Source organism: Bradyrhizobium sp. 1(2017), assembly GCF_011602485.2.
Lineage (GTDB): Bacteria > Pseudomonadota > Alphaproteobacteria > Rhizobiales > Xanthobacteraceae > Bradyrhizobium.
In genome coordinates this window covers 1,302,282-1,322,483 of the sequence record NZ_CP050022.2, presented here as the reverse complement: position 1 = coordinate 1,322,483, position 20,202 = coordinate 1,302,282, and the positions used below count along the sequence as shown (strand labels likewise).

General features: G+C 65.3%; 22 protein-coding genes. 6 read left to right on the top strand and 16 right to left on the bottom strand.

All coding sequences use genetic code 11. From position 1 onward, the window contains the following. Nucleotides 1-7 precede the first annotated feature (7 nt). From HAP40_RS06330 to hemH, 3 genes are all read right to left on the bottom strand, one after another. A complete protein-coding gene (locus HAP40_RS06330) occupies nucleotides 8-1,012 on the bottom strand; it encodes an SPFH domain-containing protein (protein ID WP_166818609.1) in 1,005 nt (334 codons plus the stop codon). 228 nt (nucleotides 1,013-1,240) lie between these two features. Next, nucleotides 1,241-2,218: an ABC transporter substrate-binding protein gene (locus tag HAP40_RS06325; RefSeq protein ID WP_166818610.1), complete on the bottom strand. Its 978-nt coding sequence runs from the start codon at nucleotides 2,216-2,218 to the stop codon at nucleotides 1,241-1,243. Nucleotides 2,219-2,229: 11 nt separating this feature from the next. After that, nucleotides 2,230-3,264 (bottom strand): ferrochelatase, encoded by a 1,035-nt coding sequence (gene hemH, locus HAP40_RS06320; protein WP_414645393.1) that lies wholly within the window; start codon nucleotides 3,262-3,264, stop codon nucleotides 2,230-2,232. An 86-nt stretch (nucleotides 3,265-3,350) separates the two neighbouring features. On the opposite strand from hemH, the gene HAP40_RS06315 reads away from it, so the two are divergent. Then, complete coding sequence (locus HAP40_RS06315) at nucleotides 3,351-3,749, top strand: MAPEG family protein (RefSeq protein WP_166818612.1); 399 nt, start codon at nucleotides 3,351-3,353, stop codon at nucleotides 3,747-3,749. 6 nt (nucleotides 3,750-3,755) lie between these two features. Here the strand turns inward: HAP40_RS06315 and HAP40_RS06310 are convergent, their stop codons facing one another. From HAP40_RS06310 to HAP40_RS06295, 4 genes are all read right to left on the bottom strand, one after another. Next, nucleotides 3,756-4,193 carry an acyl-CoA thioesterase gene (locus HAP40_RS06310; RefSeq protein ID WP_166818613.1) on the bottom strand — a complete coding sequence of 146 codons (438 nt, stop codon included), beginning with the start codon at nucleotides 4,191-4,193 and terminating at the stop codon, nucleotides 3,756-3,758. A gap of 181 nt (nucleotides 4,194-4,374) precedes the next feature. Then, nucleotides 4,375-5,499 (bottom strand): nickel/cobalt transporter, encoded by a 1,125-nt coding sequence (locus tag HAP40_RS06305; RefSeq protein WP_208024812.1) that lies wholly within the window; start codon nucleotides 5,497-5,499, stop codon nucleotides 4,375-4,377. Further along, nucleotides 5,496-6,134, bottom strand: a complete 639-nt coding sequence (locus HAP40_RS06300; RefSeq protein WP_166818615.1) for a DUF1007 family protein — start codon at nucleotides 6,132-6,134, stop codon at nucleotides 5,496-5,498. The genes HAP40_RS06305 and HAP40_RS06300 overlap by 4 nt, the downstream gene beginning before the upstream one ends. Then, a complete protein-coding gene (locus HAP40_RS06295; protein WP_166818616.1) occupies nucleotides 6,134-8,215 on the bottom strand; it encodes a M3 family metallopeptidase in 2,082 nt (693 codons plus the stop codon). Before HAP40_RS06295 ends, HAP40_RS06300 begins: the two co-directional genes overlap by 1 nt. 150 nt (nucleotides 8,216-8,365) lie before the next feature. On the opposite strand from HAP40_RS06295, the gene HAP40_RS06290 reads away from it, so the two are divergent. The 5 genes from HAP40_RS06290 (at nucleotide 8,366) to HAP40_RS06270 (ending at nucleotide 13,213) form a co-directional block, all read left to right on the top strand. Then, nucleotides 8,366-8,620 carry a hypothetical protein gene (locus HAP40_RS06290; RefSeq protein ID WP_166818617.1) on the top strand — a complete coding sequence of 85 codons (255 nt, stop codon included), beginning with the start codon at nucleotides 8,366-8,368 and terminating at the stop codon, nucleotides 8,618-8,620. 689 nt (nucleotides 8,621-9,309) lie between these two features. Beyond that, nucleotides 9,310-10,452 (top strand): type III PLP-dependent enzyme, encoded by a 1,143-nt coding sequence (locus HAP40_RS06285; RefSeq protein ID WP_166818618.1) that lies wholly within the window; start codon nucleotides 9,310-9,312, stop codon nucleotides 10,450-10,452. 131 nt (nucleotides 10,453-10,583) lie between these two features. Further along, nucleotides 10,584-11,171: a GNAT family N-acetyltransferase gene (locus tag HAP40_RS06280; protein WP_166818619.1), complete on the top strand. Its 588-nt coding sequence runs from the start codon at nucleotides 10,584-10,586 to the stop codon at nucleotides 11,169-11,171. Between the two features lie 145 nt (nucleotides 11,172-11,316). After that, nucleotides 11,317-11,706 carry a RidA family protein gene (locus HAP40_RS06275; protein ID WP_166818620.1) on the top strand — a complete coding sequence of 130 codons (390 nt, stop codon included), beginning with the start codon at nucleotides 11,317-11,319 and terminating at the stop codon, nucleotides 11,704-11,706. A gap of 64 nt (nucleotides 11,707-11,770) precedes the next feature. Then, nucleotides 11,771-13,213 (top strand): homospermidine synthase, encoded by a 1,443-nt coding sequence (locus HAP40_RS06270; protein WP_166818621.1) that lies wholly within the window; start codon nucleotides 11,771-11,773, stop codon nucleotides 13,211-13,213. Between the two features lie 79 nt (nucleotides 13,214-13,292). Here HAP40_RS06270 and HAP40_RS06265 read toward each other — a convergent pair whose 3' ends face one another. The 9 genes from HAP40_RS06265 to HAP40_RS06225 form a co-directional block, all read right to left on the bottom strand. Next, complete coding sequence (locus tag HAP40_RS06265) at nucleotides 13,293-14,033, bottom strand: acetoacetate decarboxylase (RefSeq protein ID WP_166818622.1); 741 nt, start codon at nucleotides 14,031-14,033, stop codon at nucleotides 13,293-13,295. A gap of 89 nt (nucleotides 14,034-14,122) precedes the next feature. Continuing rightward, nucleotides 14,123-14,455, bottom strand: a complete 333-nt coding sequence (locus HAP40_RS06260; RefSeq protein ID WP_166819600.1) for a hypothetical protein — start codon at nucleotides 14,453-14,455, stop codon at nucleotides 14,123-14,125. A 100-nt stretch (nucleotides 14,456-14,555) separates the two neighbouring features. Continuing rightward, nucleotides 14,556-15,272, bottom strand: coding sequence for an MgtC/SapB family protein (locus HAP40_RS06255; RefSeq protein WP_166818623.1), 717 nt, complete (start codon nucleotides 15,270-15,272; stop codon nucleotides 14,556-14,558). Between the two features lie 30 nt (nucleotides 15,273-15,302). Further along, nucleotides 15,303-16,322, bottom strand: coding sequence for a WD40 repeat domain-containing protein (locus tag HAP40_RS06250; protein ID WP_166819601.1), 1,020 nt, complete (start codon nucleotides 16,320-16,322; stop codon nucleotides 15,303-15,305). Then, nucleotides 16,322-17,377 carry a CobW family GTP-binding protein gene (locus tag HAP40_RS06245; RefSeq protein WP_166818624.1) on the bottom strand — a complete coding sequence of 352 codons (1,056 nt, stop codon included), beginning with the start codon at nucleotides 17,375-17,377 and terminating at the stop codon, nucleotides 16,322-16,324. Before HAP40_RS06245 ends, HAP40_RS06250 begins: the two co-directional genes overlap by 1 nt. Nucleotides 17,378-17,431: 54 nt before the next feature. Then, nucleotides 17,432-18,295, bottom strand: a complete 864-nt coding sequence (locus HAP40_RS06240) for a metal ABC transporter substrate-binding protein (RefSeq protein ID WP_166818625.1) — start codon at nucleotides 18,293-18,295, stop codon at nucleotides 17,432-17,434. A gap of 2 nt (nucleotides 18,296-18,297) precedes the next feature. Then, nucleotides 18,298-19,167 (bottom strand): metal ABC transporter permease, encoded by an 870-nt coding sequence (locus HAP40_RS06235; RefSeq protein ID WP_166818626.1) that lies wholly within the window; start codon nucleotides 19,165-19,167, stop codon nucleotides 18,298-18,300. Nucleotides 19,168-19,173: 6 nt separating this feature from the next. Then, nucleotides 19,174-19,929, bottom strand: coding sequence for a metal ABC transporter ATP-binding protein (locus HAP40_RS06230; RefSeq protein ID WP_166818627.1), 756 nt, complete (start codon nucleotides 19,927-19,929; stop codon nucleotides 19,174-19,176). Nucleotides 19,930-19,931: 2 nt separating this feature from the next. Then, nucleotides 19,932-20,168 (bottom strand): hypothetical protein, encoded by a 237-nt coding sequence (locus HAP40_RS06225; RefSeq protein WP_166818628.1) that lies wholly within the window; start codon nucleotides 20,166-20,168, stop codon nucleotides 19,932-19,934. Nucleotides 20,169-20,202 lie beyond the last annotated feature (34 nt).

Here is a 20,202-nt window from a genome sequence, read left to right as displayed (position 1 = left end):
CCGGTGACTATCCCTGCCGCGGAGGCACCGCCGGCGGCGTGCCGCCGGTCGGTGGCACCGAGCCGGGACGGCGAGCGGCGGCAGCCGCGGAGGCCGCACTCTCACCGAAGGTCGCCTTGGCGATCTCGCCGATGCCGGCGAGCGAGCCGAGCATGCTGGTGGCTTCCATCGGCAGCATGATGATCTTCTGATTCGGCGCCTCCGCGAACTGGCCGAATGCCTTGATATATTTGTCGGCGATGAAATAGTTCAACGCCGCGACGTCGCCCTTGGAAATCGCCTCGCTCACCATCTGGGTGGCCTTTGCCTCAGCTTCCGCCGAACGCTCGCGGGCCTCGGCGTCGCGGAAGGCGGCCTCGCGGCGGCCCTCGGCCTGGAGGATCTGGCCCTGCTTGGCGCCTTCGGCGCGCAGGATTTCGGATTGGCGCTGGCCTTCGGCGGCGAGAATGTCGGCGCGCTTGACGCGCTCGGCCTTCATCTGCCGGCCCATGGCCTCGACGAGGTCGGCAGGTGGCACGATGTCCTTGATCTCGATCCGATTGACCTTGACGCCCCAGGGCGAGACCGCGGCGTCGACGACGCGGAGCAGACGCTCGTTGATCTCGTCGCGATGCGACAGCACCTGGTCGAGATCCATCGAGCCCATCACTGAGCGGATGTTGGTCATGGTGAGGACCGTGATCGCCTGGGTGAGATTGGCGACCTCGTAGCTCGCCTTCGCGGCATCGAACACCTGGTAGAAGGCCACCCCGTCCACCGTCACGGTGGCGTTGTCCTTGGTGATGACCTCCTGCTCGGGAATGTCGATCACCTGCTCCATCATGTTGATCTTGCGCCCGACGCGGTCGAAATAGGGCACGATCAGGTTGAGCCCGGGGCTCAGGGTCTGCGTGTATTTGCCGAACCGCTCGATGGTCCAGTCATAGCCCTGCGGCACCGTCTTCACGCCGGCGACCAGCGTGACGATGACGAGCAACACCAGAACAATCGCGAAAATGTCGAAACCGCTCATACGTCCTCCAAGGCAGGAAAAGGCCCTTCCCGCGCTGTCATTGGTCGGGAGCGCGACCCTACCGGTTCAGCGGTCGCAAGTAACGTCGGTATGAGTGCGATTCTGCACAAGACGCGCGAAGAGGGAATGCCGACGATATGTATTTGCGGAAGGCTCTTGAAAGCGAGCGGCGCAGACCTAGCGGCAAATATTAACAGATTCGACCATGCCGTTTCACTGCGGACGGCTTCACTCGATAACGTTGTCCGCGATGGCGAGCAGGCCCGCGGAAAGCGAGACACCGAGCACCTTGGCCGTCTTCAGATTGATCGTCAGCTCGAACCTGGTGGGATTCTGGACCGGTAGATCGGCCGCCTGCGCGCCCCTCAGGATGCGGTCGATGTAGGAGGCGGCGCGGCGCAGTTGCTCGGCGCTGTCGGTGCTGTAGGACATCAGCCCGCCCTCCTCGACGAAGGTGCGGCTCCAGAACACCGCGGGCAGACGAGCCTCGCCGATCGCCGCCAGCAGTTGCGCGCGATTGGCCATGGTGAAGAAATCGGGCAGGACCAGGAGGCCGCCGTCCTTGTGCAGGGCCAGCGCCGCGATCGAGGCGGCGTCGTTCACCGGCGCCGGCTCGACCGTGACGTGGAGCGTCTTTGCGGCCTCCTCGACCGTGCGCAGCATCAGAGGCGCAAACGGTGCGGTGGCCGGATTGTAGACGACGAAGACGCGGCGGACCGGCGGGGTGACCTGGGTCAGCATCTCCAGCCATTTGCCGGCCAGCGGGCCGTCGTAATCGGTGAAGCCGGTGACGTTGCCGCCGGGATGCGCGAGATTTTTGACAAAGCCCTGGCTGACGGGATCGGTGACGACGGCGAACACGATCGGGATCGTGGTGGTGCGCTGGCGCAGTTCCTCCACCGAGGGCGTGCCGACCGCGAGCAGAATGTCGGGCTTGAGCGCGACCAGTTCGTCCGCAAGACGCGCGATCCGCGTCCGGTCGCCGCCGCCGCTGCGCCAGTCGATCCGCAGATTGTCCCGCTCCTTCCAGCCCTGGCCGGCGAGCGCCTCGACCAGGATGGTGCTGCGCGCCTGCCCGATCGCATCCTCGGCGGCGGTGACCGAGAGCACGCCGAGCCGGCGTGTCGCTCCCGGCTGCTGCGCCTTCGCCGAGACCGGCAGCGCCGCGATCACCCCAAGAAGCGCCAGACATTCGCGGCGATTCACGGGACGCCCCATCAGATCCAGCCCTGAAGCTCGCGCAGCACGAGGGCGCGGATCACGTCCATGCCTGATACGCTGTCGTTGAGGCAGGGGATCGCGGAAAACTCCTCGCCGCCATTGTGCTTGAAGATCTCGGCATTCTCCTGCGCGATCTCCTCCAGCGTCTCCAGGCAGTCGGCCGAGAAGCCCGGCGTCACCACCGCGATGCGGCGCACGCCCTCTTTCGCGAGCCGCTCCATGGTCTTGTCGGTGTAGGGCTGGAGCCACTCGTCATTGCCGAAGCGGGACTGGAAGGTCAGCAGCAGCTTCGTCTCGTCCATGCCGAGCCGGCGGCGCAGCGCCGCGGTCGTGGCGACGCAATGGCTCTGGTACGGATCGCCCTTGTCGACATAGGATTTCGGCATGCCGTGGAAGGACGCGACGATCAATTCCGGCTTGAAGGGGAGCGTCGCCAGATGCGCCTCGATCGAGCTCGCGAGCGCCTCGATATAGGCGGCGTCCTCGTAATAGGGCGGCGTCACCCGCAGTGTCGGCTGGTTGCGCAGACGTGCCAGCACGCGGAACACCTCGTCGCAGACGGTTGCCGAGGTCGAAGCGGAATATTGCGGATACAAGGGAACGGCGAGGATGCGCTCGCAGCCTTTCGCGATCAGCGCGTCGATGCCTGCCTTGATCGAGGGATTACCGTAGCGCATCGCCCAGTCCACGACGACGTGGCTGCGGTCCGACAGCGCGGCCGCGAGCTTGTCGGCCTGCGAGCGCGTGATGGTCTTAAGCGGCGACTCGTTCCGCTCGTTGTTCCAGATCTTGCGGTAGTCGAGCGCCTTGGTGCGGGGACGGCTGCGCAGGATGATTCCGTTCAGCACCAGCTTCCAGACCAGGCCCTGGTCCTCGATGACACGGGCATCCGACAGGAACTCCTTCAGATAGACCCGCACGCCCGGCGCATCGGCCGTATCGGGCGTTCCAAGATTGATCAGAAGCACCCCGACGCGCGGCAGGTCGGACCGGACGGAGGGCGTTGCAGCTGCAATGGAGGCAACAGTCATCATGATACGGGTTGCGTCGCGCGTTGCTCCGAACTTGTCAAGATGAGGCCGGGTTCGCTAGGGTCGCACCCAAGCGGGAGGGGCTGATGACACTCGCGGAATGCTGCGTTCTCGGAGCGCTGCTGCTCTACCTTGCGACGATCGCCGCGATCAAATGGGTCAGGTTTCGCAGGTTCGACAATTCCCGGCCGCGCGACCCCGCCTTCTTCGAGGATGCGCTCGCGCAGCGTGCGCTCGGCGCGCACCAGAACGGCATCGAGACGTTTCCGTTCTTCGCCTTCGCGGTGCTGCTCGCCGAATACCGGGATTCGCCGCAGCGGCTGATCGATGAGCTCGCGGCGTTGTTCCTGATCGTGCGGATCGCCTATGTGCTGACCTATCTCGGCAACCGCCCGACGCTGCGCTCGATCCTCTGGAGCGTCGGCTTTGCGATCAATCTCGGGATCTTCTTCATGCCGGCCCTGAAGCAGTTCCTGCCGGTGTGAGGCGTCTCAGGCCGCCAGATGCCGCTCGCGCGTCGCGATCAGCGCCCGTATCGATGCCGGGATCGTGACCGGACGATGGGTCTTCTGGTCCGTGTAGACCCAGACGATCTCGCCGATCACCAGTGCGTCCGTCCCGCCCTTCAGGAAGATGGCCAGCTCGAAGACGAGGCTCGAATTGCCGATCCGCGCCACGCGCACGCCGACGTCGAGCTCCCAGTCGAAGCGGACCGGCGCCTTGTACTCGATGACAGACTTGACGACGTGGAAATCGATGCCGCTCGCCTGCGCGTCGGCATATTGGTCGAAGCCGAGCGCGCGGAAATACTCGGTGATGGAGGTGTCGAAATAGGTCAGGTAATGCGCGTTGAAAACGACGCCCTGGCCGTCGATCTCGGAATAGCGCACCCGGAACGGATGGAAGAACCAGAAATTTTCACGCGCCATCGAATCCCCCCGTCTGGCCATTCTTGTTGGTTTGACCGTCTGAATAGCCGACCCAAGGGAGTTCGCAAAGCCATCGCTCTCGTGTCCCGGACGCGACACGCTCCTGTGCAGAGAGATGGGCCCCGGCTCAGCAGCGCATCGTCGAAGGGACGCTGCGCTGCGTCCGGGGCACGAGCGTTCGTCAAAAACATGTCGTCCGTTCGGCAGCGATGTAGCCGAACAAGAGGCCGACGCCGAACAGCAAGACGAGGCCGGCGGCGCCGAACTCGATGCCGCGCATGAACAGCGCGCCGCCGCCGTCGCGTCCGGCGCTGAGGCGGGCTGCGATGCCCTTGGCGGAGACGGCGACGACCGCGATGGCCGCGACCGTGATCGCGGTGCCCAATCCCATCAGGAGGGTCGCGGCGATGCCGGCCCAGAACAGGCCCTGCGCCAGCGCGAACACCAGGACCAGGATCGCGCCCGAGCAGGGGCGGATGCCGACGGTCAGGATCGCAGCGAAGCCGCGCCGCCAGCCGCCGGGACCGGCGAGCTCGCTGGGAGCGGGACCGTGGGAATGGCCGCAATGCTCGTCATGGACATGGTCGTGCCCGTGATGATGGTGAGCGTGGCTGTGGCCATGGTGGTGATCATGGCCGTGATCGTGGTGATGATGGTCGTGGGCATCACGATGATGGTAATGGTCGTGGTGATGATCGTGCGGCACGCCCGCAATGGCCGGCACCGGCTGGGCGGCCTGGAGCGCGCGGATGAACGCGCCGCCCTTGACCCAGACCAGGCGCAGGCCGAACAGCGCGATCAGAGCATAGCTCGCGATCTCGATCACGCCTTCGGCCTTGCACATGGTCTTGGCCGTCGCATTCAGCACCCAGGCCGAGATGGCGACGATCAGGATCGCGACCAGCGACTGCATCAGCGCCGAGGCAAAGGACAGCGCGATGCCGCGCCGCGCCGTCTCGCGATTGGCGACGAGATAGGACGCGATCACCGCCTTGCCGTGACCGGGGCCGGCGGCGTGGAAGATGCCATAGGCAAACGAGATGAACAGCAGCGTCCACACCGCCGAGCCGTCGGACTTCGCGGCCCGGATCGTCGCCGACATTTGCCGATAGAATTCCGACTGCTTTGCCAGCAGCCAGCCGATCAGGCCGCCCGCCTCGGGCCCGGGCGCCTGCGAGGCGCGCGGCGCGCCGAACGGGTTCTGCGCGAAGAGATCGTGAAACGCGGCATCGGCCACACCCACGAGGAGCAGCACGGCGGTGCAGGCGAGCAGCCAGCGCGCGAGCGGAGAGAGTTGCGGCTTCAAGGGCAATCCACCGTGATCTTGTTGGCGAACATCATGCCGAAATTCGAGTTCTCGCCGTTCAGGAAGGTCTGCTCGTTCAGCTTCTGGGCGCTCGCGGTGCCGTCGTTCGGCCGTTCCAGCTTCATCTGGCAGCCTGCGGGCGCACCGACCAGCTTGACCGGATTGTCCTTGGCCATCTGGAAGTCGATGAAGAAGGAGCGGTCGAACACTTCGAGCACCAGCTGCTTGGGCTTGACCGGGTTCTTCAGCGGCAGCGTGAAATGCAGGGTCAGCACCGTGTCCTTGTAGTCGAGGAAATAGTCGACCGGCTCCTGAAATCGTTCCTTCTTGCCGTCGGCTCGCGCAAAGGTGAAGTAGGCGTATTCCTTGAGCGACTCGACGTTGGTCTGCGCCAGCGGCGTCAACTCCTCGCGCGTGAAGGTGCCCTTGGTCTTGCTCTCGAGCCCCTGCACCGCATAGGTCGAGAACATGTCGTCGAAGGTCCAGGCGTGGCGGACGCCGGTGATGCTGCCGTCCGGCGCGTAGAGCAGCTCGCTGGTCGCGGTGATCCAGACATGCGGATGCGCGCTTGCCGCACTCGCCGCAAGTGACAGGGTCGCGGCGAGCAGCAGGCCGAGAAGTGAACGCATGCCCATCAGGCGGCCTTCGCCGTGTCGAGCAGGCCGCGGCGGCGCAGCAGTGCATCGGGCTCCGGCGGGCGGCCGCGGAAGGCCTGATAGGCGGCCTCCGGATCCACCGATCCGCCCGACGAGTAGATGTCGTCGTGCAGGCGCTTGGCGACCGCAGGATCGAAGATGTCGCCGGCTTCCTCGAAGGCGCCGAAGGCATCGGCGTCCATGACCTCGGACCACATGTAGCTGTAGTAGCCGGCGGCATAATGGTCGCCGGTGAAGATGTGACCGAACTGCGTCGGGCGGTGGCGCAGCGCGATCTCCTCGGGCATGCCGATCTTCTCCAGCTCTTTCTTCTCGAAGGCGCGAACATCCTGCACGGCCGACGCCGGCTGGGTGTGGAATTCGAGGTCGACGAGCGCCGAGGAGACGAACTCGACCGTGGCAAAGCCCTGGTTGAACTTTCGCGCGGCGAGGAAGCGCTGCAGGAGGTCGTCCGGCAGCGGCTCGCCGGTCTGGTAGTGACGGGCGAACTTTTGCAGCACCTCGGGCCGCTCCTGCCAGTGCTCGTAGAGCTGGGACGGCAGCTCGACGAAGTCGGTGAACACGGAGGTGCCCGACAGCGAGGGATAGGTTACGTTGGAGAGCATGCCGTGCAGGCCGTGCCCGAACTCGTGGAACAGGGTGCGGGCATCGTCGGGCGACAGCAGGGAGGGCTCGCCGCCGGCGCCCTTGGTGAAATTGCAGATATTGAGAACCAGCGGCGCCACCTCGCCGTCGAGCTTCTGCTGATCGCGCAGCGAGGTCATCCAGGCGCCGGATCGCTTCGACGGCCGGGCGAAGTAGTCGCCATAGAACAGCGCCTTGTGCTTGCCGTCCCTGCCCTTCATCTCCCAGACCCGGACATCGGGGTGCCAGACCGGAACGTCCTTGCGCTCCTCGAAGGTGACGCCGAACAGGCGCGTGGCGCAGTCGAAGGCGGCGGCGATCATGTTGTCGAGCGCAAGGTAGGGCTTGATCGCGGCGTCGTCGAAATTGGCGCGCTGAAGGCGCAGCTTCTCGGCATAGAAGCGCCAGTCCCAGGGCGCGAGCTTGAAATTGCCGCCCTCCTCCGTGATCAGCGCCTGCATGTCGTCGCGGTCGGCGAGCGCACGCGCCCTCGCCGGCGTCCAGACCCGCTCCAGAAGGCTCCGCACCGCCTCCGGCGTCTTGGCCATAGAATCTTCGAGCCGGTAGGCGGCGAAGGTCGGGTAGCCCAGGAGCTTGGCGCTCTCCTCGCGCAGCTTCAGGACCTCGACAATGGTTGCGTTGTTGTCGTTGTCATTGCCGTTGTCGCCGCGCGCGGTGAAGGCCTTGTAGACCTTCTCGCGCAGGTCGCGCCTAGCCGAGCTCTTCAGGAACGGCTCCACCGAGGAGCGCGACAGCGTGACGATGGCCTTGCCTGCCATGCCGCGCTCTTCTGCCGCAGCCTTGGCGCCGGCGACGAAGCTCTCCGGCAGGCCCTGGCGGTCGGCCTCGCCGAGCTCCAGGGACCAATCCTGCTCGTCGCCGAGCAGGTGATGGCTGAAGCTGGTGCCGAGCTGGGCGAGCCTCTCGTTGATCTCCGCCATCCGCGTCTTGGCCTCCTCGGAGAGGCCGGCGCCGGATCGGTGGAAGCGGGTGTAGGTGCGCTCAAGCAGGCGCAGCTGCTCGGACGCGAGATCGAGGCCGGCGCGGTTCTCGTGCAACTGGGCGATGCGGCCAAACAGCACGGCGTTCATCATGATCGGATTCCAGTGCCGCGCCATCCGCAAGGAGACCTCCTTGTCGATCTCCAGGATGGCCGGATTGGAATGTGCCGAGACGAGGTCGTAGAAGACCGCCGCGACCTTGCTGAGCAGCTTGCCAGAGCGCTCCAGCGCCGTGATGGTGTTGGCGAAGTCGGGCGCGGCCGGATCGTTGGTGATCGCCGCGATCTCGGCGGAGTGATCGGCGAAGGCCTGCTCGAAGGCGGGCAGGAAGTGCTCCGGCTTGATCTCGTCGAACGGCGGGGCCGCAAACGGCGTCACCCAGGCCTTCAGCAGCGGGTTGGTCTCGGAGTCCGTAATCTGGCGGGGTTCTGACATCGCAAGTCCCGGTTTTTGAGCTGATTTATTACGGGCAGCTATAGCACGCGATGGGGCTTTTTTGGGCCGTTTGCCCTTGCTCCCGGCCGCCTTTTCGGGGAGATTGCGGCCCTCGAAGCCTTGCCTCGAAGCCTTGGGATCCCTGAGCTCATGAACGCGCCTGCCTCCTCTTCCCGCCAGATCGTCTGGCCGAGCGTCATCACCGTCATCAGCGCCGCCATCCTGATCGGCGCGGAGGTGTTCGGCGCGGCGTTTGCCGGCGGCTGGGCGCTCGCGATCCTGTTCGGTTTGGGCGACCAGGGCGCGCACATCCTCCAGGCCGTGTTGTTCGCACTTGGCGTGCTGGTGATGACCGCGTTCGTCCGCGCAGCTCAGCGCATCGAGCCGTTCACGAAGCGCGGCTGACGCTTCTCGCGTACGGCTGACGCGCGCGCTCTGCAAAAGACTTAACGCGCGTTCATCTTCCGCGTCGCTCGCGCAACACTGCGCAAGCGGATGTTAGGCAATTCTGCTCTCAGCCTAAAAAAATTCTTGCGAACCAGAGTCAAAACGCTTATGTGCGGACTTGCCCAATTTCGCACGTGCCTGTGGTCGTGTGTCAGTCGGTAGGTATCCGGACAAGAGGCCGGACAGCCGCCAAGGGGTGAAGAAGCCGAGGGGCTCTTCGGAAGTGCAGAAGTCGGAAGACCAAGGGTCGCAAGATCTCGAGGTCAGACGAGGAAGCAAACCCGGAGCGTCCAGCATCTCTCTCAAAGAGATGCCTTGTCGAAGGTGACTTCGCTCTTTGCAACCGTGACTGGCAGCCGGAGGCGAACCGGCGCACCCCGCTCTCAACGGGGGACGCGACTTAAAGCAACGACGGATCGGGCTTTTTTGGTCTCTACCGGCAGTCCAACGCCGGCGCGGGCTACTGAAAAGGCTTGTCCTTCATTGCCAGGTGTGCGGGCGGGAATCTCTCCCAACCAATCCACGGCAGCACAGTCTGGTTTGAGTTTTTTGGCCTCAACGCGCCTCCATCGCGCGATGTGGCCGGAGCGCTCTTATCCGACGTCACGTTGATGCGGATCCCGTCGCGGGGACCGCTGGAGAGTGCCATGACCGAACGTATCCAGGAATTCCTGCGCAACCGCCGCAAGGAAGGTCTCGACACCGAGCCGTGCCTCGTCGTCGACCTCGAGGTCGTGCGCGACAATTACCAGACCTTCGCCAAGGCTCTGCCCGACAGCCGCGTATTCTACGCCGTGAAGGCGAACCCGGCTCCGGAAGTGCTGGCGCTGCTGGCCTCCATGGGCTCCTGCTTCGACACCGCGACCGTCGCCGAGATCGAGATGGCGCTGGCCGCAGGTGCGACGCCCGACCGCATCTCCTTCGGCAACACGATCAAGAAGGAGCGCGACATCGCGCGTGCCTTCGCGCTCGGCATCCGCCTGTTCGCGGTCGATTGCGCCGCCGAAGTCGAGAAGGTCGCCCGTGCTGCCCCCGGTGCGAAGGTGTTCTGCCGCATCCTCTATGACTGCGCCGGCGCCGAGTGGCCGCTGTCGCGCAAGTTCGGCTGCGACCCGGAGATGGCGGTCGAGGTGCTCGACCTCGCCAAGCGCCTTCGCCTGGAGCCGTGCGGCATCTCCTTCCATGTCGGCTCGCAGCAGCGCAAGGTGAAGGCGTGGGACCGTGCGCTGGCGATGGCCTCGCAGGTGTTCCGCGACTGCGCCGAGCGCGGCATCAACCTGTCCATGGTCAACATGGGCGGCGGCTTCCCGACCAAGTACCTGAAGGACGTGCCGCCGGTCGTCACCTACGGCCGTTCGATCTTCCGCGCGCTGCGCAAGCACTTCGGCAACCAGATTCCGGAGACCATCATCGAGCCGGGCCGCGGCATGGTGGGCAACGCCGGCATCATCGAATCCGAGGTCGTGCTCATCTCGAAGAAGAGCGACGAGGACGAGGTGCGCTGGGTCTATCTCGACATCGGCAAGTTCGGCGGTCTCGCCGAGACGATGGACGAGTCGATCCGCTACGCCATCCGCACCCGTCACGACGGCGCGGACATGACGCCGTGCGTGCTCGCGGGTCCCACCTGCGACAGCGCCGACGTGCTGTACGAGAAGTCTCCGTATCCGCTCCCCGTCACGCTCGAGATCGGCGACAAGGTGCTGATCGAAGGTACCGGGGCCTATACGTCGACCTACTCGTCGGTGGCGTTCAACGGCATCCCGCCGCTGCGGACGTACCACATCTGATCCGCCTCCGCTTCGAGGCCTGACGAACCCGGGAGCCGGCTTGCCGGCTCCTCCCTGACATCTTCGATTTCTGACGACGTCTTGGACTGGCGTGCCGCTCGCGCGCCCGTTCAAGCGGGGACTGACGCGCCATGACTGCTCCTCGGAAGCCACAGATTGCCCTCACCTCGAAAGCCGTTCCGTTCGTGATCCGTGCGGAACGTGCTGCCGACGTCGCGATGCGTGAAGCGCTGCTCGATGCCTGCTTTGGCGAGAACCGCCATGGCCGCACCTGCCAGCGCCTGCGCGACGGACGTGCACCCGCCGCAGGCCTTGCCCTGTCGGCGGTGCGCGAGGGCAAGCTCGTGGGAACCGTGCGGTTGTGGCACGTCAGCGCCGGAGGCAGGCCCGCTCTGGTCCTCGGACCGCTGGCGGTGGACCCTGCCTGCCGCGAGCTCGGGATCGGCGCCGCGCTGATGCATCAAGCGCTGGCCGCCGCCCGGGCGCGCGGGCATGAAGCCGTGATCCTGCTCGGCGATGCCCCCTATTACGCCCGCTTCGGCTTCTCGGGCGAGAAGACCGGCGCGCTGTCGCTGCCCGGCCCGTTCGAGCGCGACCGCCTGCTGGCGATCGAGTTCGCGGACGGCGCGCTCGACGGCGCCGAAGGGACGATCGTCCCGACCGGCGCGGCCCTGCCCAAACGGAGGGCGGTTCGCGCCCTCCACGCGCACGCGGCCTAGGGGATTGCCATGATGGCGACGACCGACGCCGCGTTAAGCGGCAACGCCCGGCCGCGCCTGCGCTGAGCCTGTCCCTTTGGGGTTGCGCGGGCCTGCGAAACGCCCTTTAACCCCGCCGACCCCCCTTCAGTCGAGGCCCACGACCATGTCCCGTCGCCTGATCTCCACCGGCTCTCCCCTCGAGAAGACCGTCGGCTACAGCCGCGCCGTGATCGACGGCGATTTCGCCTTCGTCGCGGGAACCACGGGCTATGACTACACCACGATGACGATGCCGGCCGATGTCACGAGCCAGTCACGCAACTGCTTCAAGACCATCGCGGCCGCCCTGACGGAGGGCGGTTTCGAGATGGCCGACATCGTCCGTGCGACCTACTACGTCACCGACGCCAGCTACATCGACGCCCACTTCGCCGTCTGCGGCGAGGTTCTCGGTGACATCAGGCCGGCTGCGACGTTGCTGGTCGTCACCGCTCTCGCCAAGCCCGAGATGAAGGTCGAGATCGAAGTCACCGCCAAGCGCCGCAGCATCTGAGAAGCGCCGCAGCGCCTGATCCAACCTCACCCTTGTCCGCCAGCACGTTCCGGAGAAACCATCCATGAGCCCTCCCTCGCAGATCTACGCGAAGATCACCGGTCCCATCGTCATGGTCGGCTTCGGCTCCATCGGCAAAGGCACGCTGCCGATGATCGAGCGGCATCTCGATTACGACAAGTCGCGCGTCACCGTGATCGATCCCAAGGACGAGGGCCGCAAGGCGCATTGCGAGAAGCAGAATGTGCGCTTCATCCAGAAGGCCGTGACCAGGGACAATTACCGCGAACTGCTGACCCCGTTGCTCACCGAGGGCGGCGGCCAGGGCTTCTGCGTCAATCTCTCGGTCGATACCGGCTCCACCGACATCATGGAGCTCTGCAACGAGCTCGGCGCGCTCTACATCGACACCGTCAACGAGCCCTGGCTCGGCTTCTATTTCGACGCCTCCAAGGGCCCGGAAGCGCGCTCCAACTACGCGCTGCGCGAGGTGACGCTGGCCGCCAAGCGGGCGCGCCCCGCAGGCTCGACGACGGCCGTCTCCTGCTGCGGCGCCAATCCCGGCATGGTGTCCTTCTTCGTCAAGCAGGCGCTGCTCAACGTCGCCGCCGACCTGAAGCTCAACGCCCCCCGGCCGAAGACCAAGGGCGAATGGGCGGATTTGATGCGGCAGGCCGGCGTCAAGGGCATCCACATCGCCGAACGCGACACCCAGCGCTCCAAGAAGCCGAAAGAGCCTGACGTCTTCGTCAACACCTGGTCGGTGGAAGGTTTTCTGTCGGAGGGCGTGCAGCCGTCCGAGCTCGGCTGGGGCACTCACGAAAAATGGATGCCCGAGAATGCGCGGACCCATGAGGCCGGCTGCGGCGCCGCGATCTACCTGATGCAGCCCGGCGCCAACACGCGCGTGCGCACCTGGTGCCCGACCCGCGGCGCCCAGTACGGCTTCCTCGTCACCCACAACGAGTCGATCTCGATCTCCGATTACTTCACGGTGCGCGACGCCTCGGGCAAGGCGATCTACCGGCCGACCTGCCACTACGCCTACCACCCGGCTGACGATGCCGTGCTGTCGCTGCACGAGATGTTCGGCCGCGCCGCCAAGATGCAGGAAAAGCACCACATTCTCGACGAGAACGAGATCGTCGACGGCATCGACGAGCTCGGCGTGCTGCTGTTCGGTCACGACAACAACGCCTATTGGTACGGCTCGCAGCTCTCCATCGAGGAGACCCGCAAGCTCGCGCCCTATCAGAACGCCACCGGCCTGCAGGTGACCTCCGCCGTGCTCGGCGGCATGGTGTGGGCGCTGGAGAACCCGAACGAAGGTATCGTCGAAGCCGACGAGATGGATTTCGATCGTCTCTTGGAAATCCAGCTGCCTTATCTCGGCCCGGTGAAGGGTTTCTACACCGACTGGACACCGCTGACGGATCGTCCGGGCCTGTTTCCGGAAGACATCGACACCAGCGATCCCTGGCAGTTCCGGAATATCCTGGTGCGGTGATCGCAGACGACGCCTGATCGATCGTGATGCCCGGCCTCGCGCCGGGCATTTTCGTTTCGTGGCCAGCCTAGGTACTTCGTTATTTCGCCATGTAATCGAACGCTACGCTACCGAGCCCGAGCGTCAAATCCGCCTTGAAGTGCAGCGCCGAGATCACTTCGCGCACTGGCAGGCGGGCTACGTCGCACAACGCGTGGGGAAACAGGCCGAGTGCGGCCGGGCCGGTCCAGGCTTCCTTCAGCGTGATTTCTTCGAGATGAAAGCGCACCAGCTCGCAGATCCGCGGGTTGCCATCGACATGCGGAATGATCTTCAGGATGAAGTTCGGAGACTGCATCGACTTCAGCACCACGTCATGGTCGACCATGCGGTGCTTGTAGCCCATGGTCGCCGAGGCGCAGAGCACCGAGCCGTAATGCAGCGAGCCGACCAGCGTGTCGCTCTCGACCTCGATCTTGGGCTTGGCAAGCTTCTTCGGAAAGCCCCACAGCTCACGACCGCCGGCGATTGGTCCCTCGTCGTCCAGATACATCGCGTGGGTGTAGGCGCCCTGCTCGCCGTTGAGGCTAACCGGGATCACCTGCCCGGTTTCGGTGTAGTCGCCGAATCCGGTCGAGTCGGGCATGCGGATGAATTCGTATTTCACCACAGGCTCCGTCACCTCAAGCGGCTCGGGCACGACAGCGGCAAGGGCTTCGGGATCGGTCCTGTAGGTGATGATGAAATATTCGCGGTCGAAGAAGCGATATGGCCCTGGCGGGAATGACGGGTTGGTGAGCGGCATCGAATAGGCGGCGCGGCGAACGTCTTCGATCTTCATGGGAGGCCCCATCTGTCGTTGACGCGACGGATTATGGAACGGGCCGTTTGCCGAGGCGAGATCAAATGCGCGTCACAATACGCGTCGGCCTACTTCTCCTTGATCGGCGGCGCGATTTTCTCTGCCGGTGCCGGTGGCAACGCCGGTTTGGCCGCGCCGGCCGCGCCCTGCGTCTGGGAATCGGGCCGCGCCGGCTCGGGCGCCGGTGTGGTCGGCCGGTCGCCGCCGGGCTTGGCTTCCGCGGGCTTGTTCTGATCGTCGGACGGGGTGCCCTGCAGCGGCGGCGTTGCCTGCGTCAGCTGCAGCCGGCTCTCGGCGCGAATTTGCGCCAGCGACAAACCAGATACCACGACGCCCGCTGCAAACAGCGAGCAGGCGACCATCAGGTCGCGTTTCAGTCTACGCTTGTCATTGCCGGGCATGTCGATCACCGCCTTTATCCGCGGGATCAACGAAATTGCGGGACGGCGGTTCCGCAGCCGGCGAGACGGGAACCCGGCCCTGGCGCGCTAAAACGCCGCGCTACTCCGTCGTGCTGACTTCCCACGTCGCGTGCCGCACGCCCGGCAAATGCTGCAAATCCGTCGCCACCACGTTCAGCTCGTTCGGATCGACTGCGGACGCGACCAGCTTGGCCACGATCTCCAGCATGTCCTCGCCGATCTCGACGACCTCGATATCGGCGACCGGGTATTGCGCGGCCTCGAGCTTGTCGACGAGGCGGTCACGCATGTCGGGCAGCGCGTCGGCGGCAACCGCGAGCTTGAAATAGTAAGTCGCCTCCAGCGCCTTCTCGTTCAGCGGAATGCGGTTGATGGCGTTGACTAGCGGGCGCAGCATGGTGTTGCCGGCGATGACGAAGACGGTGAGCGCAGCCGCCTGCGCAACCATGTCGGCGCCGGCGCAGGAGCCGACCGCGGCCGAAGCCCACAGTGTCGCCGCGGTATTGAGGCCGCGAACGTCCATGCCTTGCTTCATGATGACGCCGGCGCCGAGAAAGCCGATGCCCGAGACGACATAGGCGATCACGCGGACGGCACCCTCGGCGCCGTCCAGATGCATGGCGAGATCGACGAAGGCGGCCGCTCCCACCGCGACCAGTACGTTGGTGCGCAGGCCTGCCGTGCGCTGGCGGTACTGCCGCTCGGCGCCGATCAGCGTGCCCAGCACGAAGGCCGTGGTCAGGCTGACCAGGGTGTCGCCAAAGTCGGCGAGTTGGAAGGTCGTGAGAAATCGCATGGTCCCCTATACGGCGGGAACCATGACAGATTAAAGCTCCAACAGGCCGCCGTCCCCATTTTCATCCGCGAACGCCAGCAGCGTGCCCTTTGCGTTCCAGGCGATCGCGGCGACGGGCGGCGTGCCGTTGCGGCGAACGAGAATCTCGGCGCCGTCCTCCAGCCGCACCATCAGCACGGTGCCGTCGCTGTAACCGGCGGCGAGGATGTCGTTCTTCGGATGGCAGGCGACCACCGACACGCGCGCCTGGAGCGGGGCGAGCATCGCGGGCTCCTTGCCCATCGGGCCGTCCTTGCTGGCGAACGGCCAGATGATGACGGTGTCCGCGCCCGAGGTCGCGAGCCCCTTGCCGCCGGCGCTCCAGGACATCGAACGGACGCGGCCGGGATAACCGGTCATGCGCATGTGCCTGTTGTCGGCGAGCCGCCAGCCGTGCAGCGCCGCCTCATGCATCGTGGTGACCAGGAATTTGTTGTCCGGGCTGAAGGTGACACCGAGATGCGAGCCGGCCCAGGGCAGGAATTCGGCTGAGCCCTCCATGTTCGGAAACCACAGCGTCGCGCCGTTGTAATGTGCGATCGCGAGCCGCAGGCCCTTTGGCGCGAATGCGAGCCCGCCCACGGTCGAGGGCACCTCGAGCGATTTCTCCTCACTCTTGCCGCTCTTGACGGTCGTGGTCTTGCCGGCCGACCAGGCGAAGGCACCGTCCGGATGCAGCGCCACCGCATCGATCCAGCGCCGCTTGGGATCAGTCGCGAGCAGCGTCACCTCGCCCTTGGCGTCGAGCGAGACGACCTTGCCGTCGTCGCCGCCCATGAGAATGCGCTTGCCGTCGGAGGCGGCGGAGAGAATGCCGCCGCTGTGCACGGCAACGGTGGTGATCTCACCCTTGGCATCGACAAAGGCGACATTCTCCTCGCCGCCGACGAAGGCGGCGCGGGGGCCAAGGAAATGCACCGAGGTCACGGCCATGCCGAGCGTCACAGGTTTGACGCGGTCGGTGACGGAGACGATCGAGGCGGAATCGGGCGCCGGCGTAAACTCTTTCATCACGAAACGATGCAGCTCTCGAAACCCTTGCGGATCGCCTCTTCCGGCAATTCGCGGCCGATGAAGACGAGGCGGCTTTCGCGCGGTTCGCCCTCCTTCCACTTCCGCTGGTGGTTGCCCTCCAGCATCATGTGGACGCCCTGGAAGACGTAACGGTCGTCATCGTCGTGGAAGGCGAGGATGCCCTTGGAGCGCAGGATCTTGCCGCCCTCGACCTGCACGAGGTTCTGGAGCCAGGGCATGAACACGTTGGGATCGAGCGGCTTGTCGGTCTTGAGCGACAACGACTGCATGTCCTCGTCATGATAGTGCTTCAGGCCATGACCATGACCGTGATCATGGTGGTGATGGTCGTGACCGTGATGGTGGTGATGATCATGGTCGTGGTCATGATCGTCGGCCTCCAGGAAATCAGGCTCGATGTCGAGGATGCGGTCGAGGTCGAACGCGCCGCGATCGAGCACGTCGGCCAGCGCCACCGAGCAACGCTCGGTGCGGTGGAGTTTCGCATAAGGGTTGATGCCGCGAATGCGGGCCTCGACCTCGGCGAGTTCGCCCTTGTTGACGAGGTCGGTCTTGTTCAGGACGATGACGTCGGCAAAAGCGATCTGATTCTTGGCCTCCGGCGCATCCTTGAGCCGGTCGGACAGCCATTTGGCATCCGCTACGGTCACAACCGCATCGAGCCTGGCGTTCTTCTGCACGTCTTCGTCGACGAAGAAGGTCTGCGCCACCGGCGCCGGATCGGCAAGGCCGGTGGTCTCGACGATGATCGCGTCGAACTTGCCTTTGCGCTTCATCAAGCCGTCCATGATGCGCACGAGGTCGCCGCGCACGGTGCAGCAGATGCAACCATTGTTCATCTCGAACACTTCCTCATCGGCGCCGATGATGAGGTCGTTGTCGATACCGATCTCGCCGAATTCGTTGACGATGACGGCGTATTTCTTGCCGTGGTTCTCCGACAGGATGCGGTTCAAGAGCGTGGTCTTGCCGGCACCGAGATAGCCGGTCAGCACGGTCACGGGAATTTTGGAGGCGATCGCTTCAGACATAAGTACTCCGACATCAGGCGTGTTCGCGCGACGCGAGGCGGGGTGGCCCCTGCCCTAATGGTCAAGCGCGCTGGTCAGGGCCTTTATATTGTGCCTGACCATGTCAATGTAAGTGGGTGCAGGCCCCTTTTCGCCGGTCAAACTGTCCGAAATCAGGGTCCCGCCGACCTTGGCGCCGGTCTCGGCCGCGATCCGCCGGATCAGCCGGTCGTCACTGATATTTTCCAGGAACACGGCCGGGATCCTCGCGGCCTTGATCTGGCCGATGATGGCGGCGATGTCCCGGGCGCTGGGCTCGGTTTCCGTGGAGACGCCGAGGGGAGCGATGAATCGGATGCCGTATTCGGCGGAAAAATAACCGAAGGCGTTGTGGGTGGAGATGACCTTGCGCCGCTCAGGCGGGATTTTTGCCACGGCCTCGCGGACCTCGCGGTCCAGCGTTTCGAGCTTTTCCAGATAGGCCTTGGCCTGGGCGCGAAAGAATTCAGCATCGTCCGGACTGGCGGTGGCGAGCGCATTGGCGATGTCGGTGACGTAGACCCTGGCGTTGGGGATGGACTGCCAGGCGTGCGGATCAGCCGCCGCACCTAATTTCAGAGGCGTGATGCCGGCGCTCGCAGTCACGACTTTCGCCTTGCTGCCCGCAGACTGCACGAGGCGCGGCAACCACCCCTCGAGACCGAGCCCATTGACGATCACGAGCCTGGCGTCCGCGATGCGCTTCGCATCGCTCGGTGCAGGTGTGTAGACGTGGACGTCGCTGTCGGCGCCGACCAGCGTCGTCAGATTGACCTTGTCACCACCAACATTGCGGACGAAATCGGCCAGGATCGAGAAGCTCGCGACTACGTTGAGCCGCTCGGCAGCGTGCAGCGGCGAGGCGATCAGCAACAGCGCACAAAGCAGGATGAGCCGCATCGTCACGCTTCCAGATGCCGGCCGGGAAACAATTGCCGGACGATCCCGCCGACGCGGCCGAACAGCACGGAGACCACGTAGATCACCGTTGCGACGAGAATGATCGCGGGGCCTGACGGCACGCGGGTCTGGAACGACAGGACGAGGCCCGCATAGCCCGAGACCGCGGCAGCGACGACGGCGATGCAGATCATGGCGGTGAGATCGCGCGACCAGAACCGCGCGATACCCGCCGGCAGGATCATGAGGCCGACGGCGAGCAGCGTGCCGAGCGCTTGAAAGCCGTTGACGAGGTTGATGACGACGAGCGCGAGGAAGGCGAGATGCGCAGGCCCGCCGGCACGGCTGACGGTGCGCAGGAACAAGGGATCGACGCTCTCGATCACCAGCGGGCGGTAGATCACCGCGAGCACCAGCAGCGTCACCGTGGCGTTGAAGGCCACCACCAGCAGTGTCTGGTCGTCCATCGCGAGGATGTTGCCGAACAGCACGTGTAGCAGGTCGATGTTGGTGCCCTTGATCGAAACGATGGTGACGCCGAGCGCCAGCGAGGCCAGATAGAAGGTCGCGAGCGAAGCGTCCTCCTTCAGCCCGGTCGAGCGCGCGACCACACCGGCGAGGATCGCGACCGCGAAGCCGGCGATCAGGCCTCCCGCCGTCATCGCGAACAAATTGAGCCCCGAGAGCAGGAAGCCGACCGCGGCGCCCGGCAGGATCGCATGCGCCATGGCATCTCCGACGAGACTCATCCGCCGCAGCATCAGGAACACGCCGATCGGCGCGCCCGCCAGCGCCAGCGCGATCACGGCGGCGAGCGCCCGCCGCATGAACTCGAATTCGGTGAAGGGACCGATCAGCGCGTCATAAGCCATTTGCGATCACGCCGCCTGCGAGCGCCCGTCGTCGGCCGCGCAGGCCGCCGCGCTGTCGTCGAAGGCCTCGCACATCCGCATCGCAATCATCAGATTTTCCGGCGTCAGCACCTCGTCCGTCGGCCCCCACGCGACGGGGCCGCGCGCCAGCACCAGCGTCTCGTTGAAATGGGTGCGCACCATCTCCATGTCGTGCAGCGCGGCGAGCACGGTGCGGCCTTCGGCGTGCCAGTCCTTCACCAGCGCGAGCAGATCGGCCGTGGTCTTGCTGTCGATGGCGTTGAAGGGCTCGTCCAGCACGATCAGGCTCGCGTCCTGGAGCAGCACCCGCGCGAACAACACGCGCTGCATCTGGCCGCCGGAGAGCGTGCCGATCGGACGGTTCTCGAAGCCGTTGAGGCCAACGGCGGCGATCGCGCGCAGGATCTTCTCGCGCGCGGCCTTGCCGATGCCGCCGAACAGACCGGTCCCGCGCCACAGCCCGGTGCCGACGAAATCGAACACCGAAATCGGAAAGCTGCGGTCGATCTCCGCGCTCTGCGGCAGATAGGCGATGTCCCTGCTGTCGAGCCCGCCGAGATGGATGCTGCCGTCGAGCGGCTTGAGAATGCCGACGATGCCGCGCAGCAGCGTCGACTTGCCGGCGCCGTTCGGACCGATGACGGCCACCAGCGCACCGGATGTGACCTCGCCATTGAGATGGTGCACGGCCGGATGCCGGTCATAGCCGAGCGTGACGTTGTGGAAGTGGAGCGCCGCCATGGTCACCTCATCGCCAGAAAGACCATGCTCCAGAGCACGGCGCAGACGGCGAGCGCGGCCGCGAGGCGGCCCGCCATGGTCATGCGCAGGATCGACCAGGGTGCCGCCTGGGCCGGATGCGGCGACGCCGCATCGTGGACATGGGCATGGGTGTGGTCGTGCCCGTGCGAATGCGCGTGGCCGTGGGAATGGCCATGAGCGTGGTCGTGTTGATGGGCGTGGGACGCGGCGGGAACCATTTCAGGACGTTATATTATAACATTGCGTCTGTCC